Source organism: Pseudomonas sp. AA-38, assembly GCF_029457475.1.
Taxonomy (GTDB): Bacteria; Pseudomonadota; Gammaproteobacteria; order Pseudomonadales; family Pseudomonadaceae; genus Aquipseudomonas.
Map to the genome: position 1 here is coordinate 822,072 of NZ_CP120359.1, position 11,213 is coordinate 833,284.

Genomic DNA, 11,213 nt, shown 5'->3' on the forward strand with positions numbered 1-11,213 from the left:
GTAGCAGGGCGCAGTGTGGTGAGCTCCAGGGGCGATCACCACGCCTTGAGACCAATAACAACACCAAGGGCCGAGGGAGACGTCTAGTGAAGACTCTGTTGTATCCTGCCATCGCGCTGATGAATCGCCTCAGCTTCGGCATGAAGTTCAGCCTGATCAGCGTTCTGTTCTTCCTGCCCATGCTGGTCACCAACTTCTATCTGGTGCGCGATTCCTACCAGCAGTTCGTCGGTACCCGCAGCGCGCTGGAGAGTATCGAGCTGCTGAGCAACAGCCTTCAGGTACGCCGTGAATTGCAGGATCTCAACGACCTGGTGCAGATCAACGCCATGATTGGTCAGTCTGGTCAGGCAGGGGATCTCGAAGGGCGTATCGGCAAGCTGCAGCAGACCCTCATCGCTCGGCTGGAGGGACTCGTCGCCGTGAGCCGTGATCCCGAGCAGGCGGCGGAGTTCGTCGCCAAGCGCGATGAGCTGCTCGACGAGCTCAAGCGTGCCGCTGGCGAAAGCTCGCTGCAAACCAAGACCGTGATGACCGAGCGCCTGCTCAACGCCTCCCAGGTACTGGTCCAGCTGGTGGCCAGCCAGTCCGGGCTGAGCCAGGATCCGTATCGGCAGATCCGCCAGATCAGCGAGCTGCTCACCAACGTCACGCCGCAGGTGACCAGCGTGCTCAGCGAGGGGCGCGCCACCGGTTCCTATTCGTTGGGGCAGGGGTTTCTCAACTCGGCAGCCAGCACTCGGTTCGATGAAATCCTGCTGCAACTGGAAAAACTGCATGCCGAGTACGGCTTGAACCTGCAGCAGACCGTGGCCGGCAAGGTGGCGGAGTTCGATGGGGTGGGAGAGATGGCCGCCGCGAGTCTGCAAACGCTCAAGGACACGCCGGCGCTTTTCGAGGATCAGGTGGTGATCGCCGACAGCCTGGATACCCCCTGGAACCAGTTCTACGATCAGGTCAGCCAGGAAATGGCCAAGACCTATGCGCTCAACGATGGCCTGCTGGCGTATCTCGACAGTCAGTTGAGCGAGCGGCTGGCAGACAATCGGGCGCAGATGGTGCTGCTGGTGGTGGCTCTGGTGCTGGTATTCCTGGCGGTGGTCTACCTGTACAGCGGCTTCTACGTCTCCACCCGCAGCACCCTCAAGAATCTTGGGCGGGTGATGGATCAGGTAGCGGCCGGTGACATGACCGTCAGCTTCCAGGCGCAGAGCCGTGATGAGCTGGGGGAGTTGGGCCAGGTGTTCAACCAGACGGTGATGCGCGTTCACGACCTGATCGAGCGGGTCGGGCAGACAGTGAGCGAGGTGGAGGGCCAGGCCAGCCGCGTCGAGCAGGTGTCCGGGCAGAGCAACCAGGCGGTGGCCAGCCAGCGTATGCAGATCGAGCAGGTGGCCACGGCAATGAACCAGATGTCCGCCACTGCCCAGGAAGTGGCGCGCAGTGCCGCTGCCGCAGTGGGCAGTGCGCAGAGCGTCAACCAGGAGTCGGTGAGTGGACGGGCGCTGGTCGAGGCGCAGGTGGGCAATATCCAGCGCCTGGCCGATGAGATCGAGCAGGCGGTTCAGGTGATCAACCAGCTTGCCAGCGACAGTGCCTCGATCAGCCAGGTGCTGGATGTGATCAAGAGCATCGCCGAGCAGACCAACCTGCTGGCACTCAATGCCGCCATCGAGGCCGCACGCGCAGGCGAGCAGGGCCGTGGTTTCGCCGTGGTGGCGGACGAGGTGCGCAACCTGGCCAAGCGCACGCAGCAGTCCACCGCGGAAATCGAAGGCATGATCGGCAAGCTGCAGAGCGGTGTAGGGGCGGCGGTGAAGGCCATGAGCACCAGCCACGACAAGGCCGAAAGCACGGTCAACGAGTCGGGCAAGGTGCAGCAGGCGTTGGAGAACATCCTCGGCGCCGTGGGTATGATCGTCGATCAGAACCAGCAGATCGCCGCGGCCGCCGAGCAGCAGACCGCCGTGGCCCATGACATCGATGAGAATATCGTGCGCATCAACCAGGTCGGCGAGCGTACCGCCGATGGCGCCAGCCAGACCGAGCAGGCCAGCCACGAGCTGAGTAGCCTGGTGTCACGCTTGCGGCAACTGATCGGTGCGTTCCGGGTTTAACCAGCCGTGCGGGTGTGAACGGGCGGCGCAGTGCCTCGTTCGCGGATAAATCCGCTCCTACAGGTCGCGGCGTAGCCGGATGCAATCCTCTTATTTCCGATTCTTCGCATTTTGGGGGGGAATGCTTGGTTGACAGCGGATTGGCAAGTTTGTGTTTTTCTGGTGCCTGTTCCGAATTGCCGCGTTTTTGCTGACGTTTTTGGTTTCGCCCTCCCGGGCGAGTCACTTTGCGGGCAAAGTAACCAAAACCTTCCGCCCGGTCATCCGGCCCTCGCTACGCGAGGGTTCGCTCACTCCATCGCCGCTCCAGAGGCCCGCCGCGGTGGGCCATCCCTGGCCCATCGCGGCTTTCGCGACATCCATGTCGCTCAACCTCTTCCACGACGATTCCGTTCGCCCTCCTGGGCGGGCTCTGCACGCGCCTGAACCCGAGGTAACCCAGAATCGGCATGGAGTGCTTGAGTATGGGGTCAGCCGTAGGGCTGACCAGAATGCCGGCTGAAGGCCGGCAAGCTATTCAAGCGAATGAAACTGTGCGAATGAAACTATTGGTTTAATTCAACCGCCACATCGCGACTTCACAGCCGCCAGAGCACGCAGGACTAGCCTGGCACACCTGTTCGTTCAGGCGCGCAAATTCCCCCTTCAGGAGGCCGAACGTAGGCATTGCGCAGGGGGCGAGTGGCATGGATGCCACGAGAGGCGTAATGGGCCAGGGATGGCCCATGTACGCCGACCCCGGAGCGGTGCCGGAGTGAGGGGAGTCGAGCGAAGCGAGACCCGGATGGCGGGGGTGCGTTTCTTTTGCTTACTTTTCTTTGCGCAGTTCAAAGAAAAGTGAGTCGCCCGAGGGGGCGAAACCCAGACTATCTGAACACACCGCAGCGGCGTCCACAACACCGAAACAACACACAAACTTGCCAGCCCAGTGCCAATACTGATTTTCCCGAGATTCCGCGAAAAACCTCACTTCCAGCCGAACAACTGCTCGGCATTGCGGCTGCTGGCCTCGGCCAGCTCGACGGCGTCCATGTCGCGCAGGCTTGCCAGGGCGCTGCAGATCTCGGGCAGATATTCCGGGCTGTTGCGCTGGTGGGCATGCATCGATGGCGCCATGTCCGGCGCGTCGGTTTCCAGCACGATGGCCTCCAGCGGCAGCTCTGCCACCACCTTGCGCAGGCGCTTGGCTTGCGGCCAGGTGGCGGCGCCGCCGAGGCCGAGGCGAAAGCCCAGCTTGATGTATTCGCGGGCTTCCTCGTAGCTGCCGGCGAAGGCGTGGACGATGCCGCCACGGCGCAGGCGAAAGCGTTTCAGGGTGGCGATGGTCGCGGCATGGGCACGGCGTACATGCAGCAGCACCGGCAGCTTGAACTCGGCGGCCAGTTCCAGTTGCGCCTCGAACAGCGCCTGCTGGCGCGTGCGGTCGAGGTGTTCGAGGTAATAGTCCAGGCCGAATTCGCCAACGGCGCACAGCTTGCGCTGCCCAGCCAGGCGTTCCAGCCAGTCGCGCAACTGCTCGAGATGCTCGGGGCGGTGATCCTCCAGATACACCGGATGCAGGCCGAAGGCGGCATGCAGCCCTTCGTTCGCCTCCACCAGGTGCCACAGGCGCTGCCAGTTGCCCTGGTATACGCCGAGCACCACCAGGCGTTCGACGCCTTGGTCACGGCAGCGGGCGAGCACATCGGCGCGGTCGGCGTCGAATTCGGGAAAGTCGAGATGGGTGTGGGTGTCGATCAGGCGCATGAGCGGGCAGAACCTATGGGCGAGCTTTCAGCTTACTGCCAATGCCGGGGAGCGTTGGCGAGTTTTTTCAGTCCTAGAATGGTATCCAGAGGGATTCTGCCAAGGAGGTAGCGGGTGCCCTTCGTTCGTCGTTTCGTTGCCTGGGTGTTTGCCTTGTCGTTGCTGGCCCTGGCTGCGCTCATGCTGTTTCTCGTGCTGTTCGATTGGAATCGGGCGCGGCCGCTGATCAATGAACAGGTGTCGGCGGCGCTCGATCGGCCCTTCGCCATCGAGGGCGACCTGCGTGTGGTCTGGCAACGCGAGCCAGGTGAGCAGGGCCTGGGCGCCTGGCTGCCCTGGCCGCACTTCGCCGCTGAAGATATCCGCCTGGGCAACCCGCAGTGGGCGCAGGGCGAGGACTTTCTCCGCCTGGGCAGTGTGCGTTTGCGCCTGGCGCCGCTGCCGCTGCTGTGGAAGACCCTGAACATTCCCAGCATCGAACTGGGGGCGCCGGTGGCCAACCTGCAGCGCCTGGCCGATGGCCGGGCCAACTGGATCTTCGACCTGGGGGGCGAGCAGGAGGCTGAGCCCAATCCCTGGACCCTGGATATCGGCACCATCGGCTTCGACAAGGGGCGGGTGCAGCTCGATGACCGCAGCAGCGCCACCCGCCTGGATCTGCTGGTCGAACCGTTGGGTGAGCCGATCCCGTTCGCCGATATCGTCGGCAAGGGCGCGGCCGAGCGCCTGACGGCCAACGATGCCAGCGCGCAGGATTACGCCTTCGCCTGGCAGGCCAAGGGCCGCTTCCGGGGGCAAGCGCTCGATGCCAATGGCAAGCTGGGCGGCTTGCTGGCCTTGCACGATGCCAGGCTGCCGTTCACCTTGCAGGCCGATATGCGCATCGGCGCCACCCGCATCGTGCTGGCCGGCAGCCTGAGCGACCCGCAGAACCTGGCCAGCCTGGATCTGCGTCTGCGCCTGTCCGGGCGCAGCCTCGCCGAGCTATACCCGCTGACCGGGGTGACCCTGCCGGAAACCCCGGCCTACAGCACCGATGGCCGTCTGCAGGCCAACCTGCGCGATGCCGATGGGGCGATCTTCCGTTATCAGGGCTTCCGTGGCCGCATTGGCGACAGCGACATTCAGGGTGACCTGACCTATGCCGCGCGCGAGCCCCGGCCCAAGCTGTCCGGCCAGCTCACCTCCAGGCAGTTGCGCTGGGGTGATCTGGCGCCGCTGGTGGGTGCCGATTCCAGCGCCGAGCAACGCCAGCGTGGCCAGCAGGATCGCCAGCCGGCAGACAAGGTGTTGCCCGTCTCCACCTTTCGCACCGACCGTTGGCGGGCAATGGATGCTGACGTGCGTTTCATCGGCAAGCGCATCGAGCATGGCGAGCGACTGCCGATCAGCGACCTGGATACCCATGTGGTGCTGCACGATGGCGTGCTCAGCCTCGAACCCCTGCGTTTCGGCATGGCCAGTGGTGCGCTCGAAGCGCAGGTGCGCCTCGATGGCGCGGTCACGCCGCTGCAGGGGCAGGTGCGCATGAGTGCCCGTAACCTCCGGCTCAAGCAGCTCTTCCCCGGTTTCGCGCCGATGCAGACCAGCCTTGGCGCGCTCAACGGCGATGCACGCCTGCGCGGGCGTGGCAACTCGCCGGCGGCCCTGCTCGGCAGCGCCGATGGCGAGCTGAAAATGCTGATCAACGATGGCGCCGTCAGCCGCAGCCTGATGGAAATTGCCGGGCTCAACGTCGGCAATTACCTGGTCGGGCAACTGTTCGGCGACGAGGAGGTGAAGATTCATTGCGCTGCCGCCGATCTCGGTATCCGCCAGGGCCTGATGAGCACGCGGCTGTTCGTGATCGATACCGACAACGCGGTGATCAAGGTCGATGGCAACGCCAACTTCGCCAGCGAGCGTCTGGATTTCACTGTCACCCCCGCCACCAAGGGCTTGCGTATCTTCTCCCTGCGTTCACCGCTCTACGTGCGCGGCACCTTCAAGCAGCCGGCGCCGGGGGTGCAGGCCACGCCGCTGGTGTTGCGCGGCGTCGGTCTGGTGGCGCTGGGCGTGGCGGTGGCGCCGGCTGCCGGGCTGCTGGCGCTGGTGGCGCCCAGTGCCGGCGACGAGCCGGATCAGTGCGGGCCATTGCTGCAGCAGATTCAGCGCCGTTAGGGCACCTCTAAAAATTACCTACGTTGCCATCACTGCGTTAAAAACAAGCTCGTGCGCGAGTCCGATCAAAATGCTCATTTACAACTCGTAAAGTCGAGCGCGACTCCGACCGTTTTTCGCTTGTTTTTGCGGGGCCGCCATCGGTGTTGTTCTGGCTACCTCGCCTACGTTTTTAGAGGTGCCCGTTAGGCGCGCGCCAGAAAGCTGCGCTCGATGGCCTCGATACCGGGCTGGTAGTCATCCTGTTCCACCGCACGCAGTGCCCAGGCCAGCACCCGCTCGGCGATGCGCTCGTGCTGTTGGCTCATGGCGTTGACCCGCAAGGGCAGGAAGTCCAGCAACTGGTTGTCGCCGAAGGTGGCCAGGCGCAGCGCCGACCAGGTGCTCTGCGGCTTTTGCTGGAGCAGGTCGAATACCCCTTCGAGCAGCACGTAGGCGGTGCTGACCAGGGCGTCGGGCGGGCCCGCTTCGGCAAGCAGGGTCTGCATCTGCTGGTAACCGCTGTGGCGGTTGAACTGCTCGCCGTAGTAGACGCTGATGCGCCCCTCGAAGCCTTCCAGGGCCTGGCGGAAGCCGCGCTCGCGCGCCTGGCTGATGACCAGTTCCGGGCGCGCGGCGAGCAGGCCGATATGGCGGGGCCTGGCCGGCAGCAGGCTGCTGGTGAGCTGGCGTCCGGCGGCCTCGTCATCGCTGACCACCGAGCGGATATGCTGCGGCGACAGTGCCCGATCCACGGCGATGATCGGCAGCCCGCTGGCCACCAGTTCGGGGTAGAGCGGGTCATCCTGCGGCAGGCAACTGGCGACGATCAGCGCATCGCAGCGGCGTGAGCGGAACAGCTCGAGCAACTGCCGTTCGCTGTGCGGGTCGTCGTCGGAGCTGGCGATCAGCATCTGATAGCCGGCGGCACGGGCCTTCTGTTCCAGCAGCTTGGCCAGGCGCGCGTAGCTGGGGTTTTCCAGATCCGGCAGGATGAAGCCCAGGCAACGGCTTTGCCCGCGGCGCAGGCTGGCGGCCTGCTGATCCGGGCGATAACCATGCTCCTCGACCACCGCGAGCACGCGCTCGACGGTGCTCTGGCTGATCCGGCGCTTCTCGGCCTGGCCGTTGATCACATAGCTGGCGGTGGTCACCGAGACTTGCGCGAGACGGGCGATGTCGCTGAGTTTCACGGGCGAATCCTGAACGGGTAGGCGATGATCGGACTTCAAGGATTACCCATTATCGGCTAAGGTGCCAGTGTCAGGTGAAACGATTCAGCAGATTGCCTGTCAGTGCAATGTCTGGTTGACCAGACGCCAGGCGCCATGCCTCTGTTCGTGCAGCGCCTAGTCTTAACTCATAACAAGATTCCCTGCCGGTCGGCCCAGGCGTGCCACCGGCTCGAAGCTGCCGGAGGTACACCCATGCTCGAACTCGATGCCAGCCAGATCCAGATGGGCCGCCAGGCGGCGGACAAGGCAGCGGCACTGGCCATGCTTGGCGAGGCGCTGGCAGCCGGCGGCCTGGCCACCCCGAGTTATCTCGAAGGGCTGCGCGCGCGTGAAGCACAAGGTTCGACCTACCTGGGCCAGGGCATCGCCATCCCTCACGGCACACCACAAACCCGCGATCAGGTGCTCAACACCGGCGTGCGCCTGATCCAGTTCCCCGAGGGGGTGGACTGGGGCAATGGTCAGCAGGTGTACCTGGCCATTGCCATCGCCGCGCAATCGGATGAGCACCTGCACCTTCTGCAGCTACTCACCCGTGCTCTTGGCGAGGGCGACCTGAGCCAGGCGCTGCGCGAGGCGCGCGAGCCCGAGCAGATCGTCGAGTTGCTACAGGGCGCACCGCAGGCACTGGCGCTGGACGGGCAACTGGTCAGCCTGGGCCTGCCTGCCGAAGATTTCGACGAACTGCTGTGGCAGGGCGCGCGCCTGCTGCGCCAGGCCGGTTGTGCCAGCAGTGGCTTCGCCCTTGGTCTGGCGCGCAGCGAGGCACTGCCGCTGGGCGATGGCCTGTGGTGGCTGCATAGCGAGCAGAGCGTGCAGCGCCCCGGTCTGGCCTTCGTCACCCCGGCGCAGGCCCTGAGTTTCCGTGGCGAGCCGCTCAAGGGCCTGTTCTGCCTGGCCAGCCAGGGCGAAGCCCATCGCCAGGCCCTGGAGCGCCTGTGCGACGTGCTGATCGGCGGCCGCGCGGCCGAACTGAGCGAAGCCAACGACAGCCGCCGGGTGATCGAAGCGCTGGGCGGCGAGGTAGCGCCGGACTGGCCCGGCGTGGCGGTGACTTTGCTCAATGCCCATGGCCTGCATGCCCGGCCGGCCAAGGTACTGAGCGAGCTGGCGCAGCGTTTCCACGGCGAGGTGCGGGTGCGCCTGCGTGGTGATGAAGGCGCCGGGGTCTCGGCCAAGAGCCTCAGCCGCCTGCTGGCATTGGGTGCGCGACGTGGCCAGGTGCTGGAGTTCAGCGCCGAGCCGGAAATCGCCGCCGACGCGCTGCCGGCGCTGCGCGCCGCGGTGGAAAGTGGTCTTGGTGAAGCGGTCGAGCCGCTGTTGAGCGAGGCGGCGGAAGTGCCCGCCGTGCTGGCCGAGGAGCCGGTGCTGGCGCCGCTCGCTGGCAGCAAGGTACAGGCGGTGGCCGCTTCGCCCGGCATCGCCATGGGGCCGGCGCTGGTGCGGGTGATGCCGAATTTTGAATTCGCCGAGCAGGGCGCTGGTGTGGACAGCGAGCGCCAGCGCCTGAATGAGGCCTTGGTTGCCATCGCCGCGCAGATCCAGCGCCTGGTCGATGGCGCCGGGGTGGCCAGCGTCCGTGAAATCTTCAGCGCACACCTGGCCATGCTCGACGACCCGGCCTTGCGCGAGGACGTCGACGCCCGCCTGGAAACCGGCTCCAGCGCCGAAGCCGCCTGGCAGCAGGAGATCGAAGCCGCCGCGCAGCGTCAGGAGGCCCTGCACGACGCCCTGCTGGCCGAGCGTGCGGCCGACCTGCGCGACATCGGTCGCCGTGTGCTGGCGCATCTGTGCGGTATCGAGCTACCCCGCGAACCCAACGAACCCTATGTGCTGGTGATGAGCGAGGTGGCGCCATCGGACGTCGCCGCGCTGGATCGCCAGCGTGTGGCCGGCATTCTCACCGCCAATGGCGGCGCCACCGCACACAGCGCCATCATCGCCCGCGCTCTGGGCATTCCGGCGGTGGTGGGGGCCGGCGAAGCGATCCTGGCGCTGGCCCAGGGCACACCGCTGCTGCTCGATGGCGACAGCGGCCTGGTGCGCATCGACCCGGACGAGGCCACCCGTCAGCAGGCCCTGCGTGAGCGCGAGGCTGAACAACAGCGCCGCGAGCAGGCCCACGCCACACGCTTGCAAGCGGCCGTGACCCGTGACGGCGTGCAGGTGGAGGTGGCCGCCAATATCGGCGCGGCCAGCGAAACCGCCGGCGCCGTCGAACTGGGCGCCGAGGCCGTGGGCCTGCTGCGCACCGAGCTGGTGTTCATGGAGCACGCCCAGGCGCCGAGCCAGGCCGCCCAGGAGCGCGAGTACCGCCGTGTGCTCGAAGCCCTGGCCGGGCGTCCACTGGTGGTGCGCACCCTGGATGTCGGCGGTGACAAGCCGCTGCCCTACTGGCCGATGCCGGCCGAGGAGAATCCCTTCCTCGGCGTGCGCGGCATCCGCCTCAGCCTGCAGCGGCCAGAGATTCTCGAAACCCAGTTGCGTGCTCTGCTCACCTCGGCCGAAGGGCGCCCGTTGCGCATCATGTTCCCCATGGTCGGCACGATGGAGGAGTGGCGCACCGCGCGTGACCTGGCGCAGCGCCTGCGCGAGGAAATTCCGGTGCAGGATCTGCAACTGGGCATCATGATCGAAGTGCCCTCGGCAGCCCTGCTGGCACCGCTGCTGGCGCGCGAAGTGGACTTCTTCAGCATCGGCACCAACGATCTGACTCAGTACTGCCTGGCCATCGACCGTGGTCATCCGCAGCTCTCGGCCCAGGCCGACGGCCTGCACCCGGCGGTGCTGCGCCTGATCGCCATGACCGTGGAGGCGGCCCATGCCCATGGCAAATGGGTGGGCGTGTGCGGCGAGCTGGCCAGCGATCGCCTGGCCGTGCCGTTGCTGGTGGGCCTGGGGGTCGACGAGCTGAGCGTATCGCCGCGCAGCATTGCTCTGGTCAAGGCGCGCGTGCGCGAGCTGGACAGCCGCGAGGTGCGTACCCTGGCGCAGCGCGCGCTGGATCTGGAGAGCGCCGCCGCCGTGCGCGCCCTGGCCGGAGGGCTGCACTGATGGCGCGTATTCTTACCCTGACCCTGAACCCGGCACTGGATCTGACCCTGCGCCTCGACCAGTTGCAGCCCGGCGCGGTCAATCGCTGCCGGGATTTTGCCAGTCACGCCGCTGGCAAAGGGCTGAACGTCGCCCAGGTGCTGGCCGATCTCGGCCATACGCTGAGTGTCAGCGGCTTTCTTGGCCGCGCCAATGCCGCGCCGTTCGAGGCGCTGATGCACAAGCGCGGTTTTCGCGATCTGTTCGTCCGCGTGCCGGGGGAGACGCGCAGCAATATCAAGCTGGCCGAGGCCGACGGGCGCATCACCGACCTCAACGGCCCTGGCCCGCAGATCGAGGAGGCTCATCTGGCACAACTGCTGGATGATCTGGAACCGCTGCTGGCCGGACATGACGCCGTGGTGGTGGCCGGCAGCTTGCCGCGCGGCGTATCGCCCGAGTGGTTCGCCAGCCTGCTCAAGCGCATCAAGGCTGCCGGCGTACCGCTGGCCGTGGACAGCAGCGGTGCGGCGCTGAGTGCTGCTCTGAGCGTTACGCCCTGGCTGATCAAGCCCAACGAAGAGGAACTGGCCGAGGCCTGCGGCGCCGACCTGACGGCGGCAGTGGCGCGTCTGCGCGAGCAGGGTATCGAGCACATCCTGCTGTCACGCGGCGCCGAAGGTGTCGACTGGCATGGCCCGAACATCGCCCTGCGCGCGCTGCCGCCACGGGTCGAGGTGGCCAGCACGGTGGGCGCCGGCGATTCGCTGCTGGCCGCCAGCCTGCACGGCCTGCTCGAAGGCTGGCCGGCCGAGCGCAGCCTGCGCCTGGCCACGGCGGTGGCTGCGCAGGCGGTCACCCAGATCGGCTTCGGCATTCACGATATCGACCAACTGGCGCGGCTGCAGGCCGCCGTCCAGCTACAGCCCTTGCAAGAATAAGA

At 66.1% G+C, this 11,213-nt stretch carries 6 protein-coding genes; 4 read left to right on the plus strand and 2 right to left on the minus strand.

The annotated features are described in order from the left end of the window. The first annotated feature begins 86 nt into the window (after positions 1-86). Positions 87-2,117 carry a methyl-accepting chemotaxis protein gene (locus PVE35_RS03775; RefSeq protein WP_268181396.1) on the plus strand — a complete coding sequence of 677 codons (2,031 nt, stop codon included), beginning with the start codon at positions 87-89 and terminating at the stop codon, positions 2,115-2,117. A 966-nt stretch (positions 2,118-3,083) separates the two neighbouring features. On the opposite strand, the gene PVE35_RS03780 is transcribed toward PVE35_RS03775, so the two are convergent. Then, entirely contained in the window at positions 3,084-3,863 is a 780-nt protein-coding gene (locus tag PVE35_RS03780; RefSeq protein WP_277373851.1) for a TatD family hydrolase, read from the minus strand. Positions 3,864-3,977: 114 nt separating this feature from the next. On the opposite strand from PVE35_RS03780, the gene PVE35_RS03785 reads away from it, so the two are divergent. Further along, entirely contained in the window at positions 3,978-6,023 is a 2,046-nt protein-coding gene (locus PVE35_RS03785; RefSeq protein ID WP_277373852.1) for an AsmA family protein, read from the plus strand. Between the two features lie 185 nt (positions 6,024-6,208). On the opposite strand, the gene cra is transcribed toward PVE35_RS03785, so the two are convergent. After that, on the minus strand, positions 6,209-7,195 hold the full coding sequence (gene cra, locus PVE35_RS03790; protein ID WP_277373853.1) for a catabolite repressor/activator: 987 nt from the start codon (positions 7,193-7,195) through the stop codon (positions 6,209-6,211). 234 nt (positions 7,196-7,429) lie between these two features. On the opposite strand from cra, the gene ptsP reads away from it, so the two are divergent. Then, positions 7,430-10,291, plus strand: coding sequence for a phosphoenolpyruvate--protein phosphotransferase (ptsP, locus tag PVE35_RS03795; protein ID WP_277373854.1), 2,862 nt, complete (start codon positions 7,430-7,432; stop codon positions 10,289-10,291). Continuing rightward, entirely contained in the window at positions 10,291-11,211 is a 921-nt protein-coding gene (gene pfkB, locus PVE35_RS03800; RefSeq protein WP_268181405.1) for a 1-phosphofructokinase, read from the plus strand. Before ptsP ends, pfkB begins: the two co-directional genes overlap by 1 nt. The last annotated feature ends 2 nt before the right edge of the window (positions 11,212-11,213 follow it).

Coding starts and splice junctions, on each gene's coding strand:
- pfkB (WP_268181405.1), top strand. CDS start 10,291: ATGGCGCGTATTCTTACCCTGACCCTGAACCCGGCACTGGATCTGACC.
- PVE35_RS03780 (WP_277373851.1), bottom strand. CDS start 3,863: ATGCGCCTGATCGACACCCACACCCATCTCGACTTTCCCGAATTCGAC.
- ptsP (WP_277373854.1), top strand. CDS start 7,430: ATGCTCGAACTCGATGCCAGCCAGATCCAGATGGGCCGCCAGGCGGCG.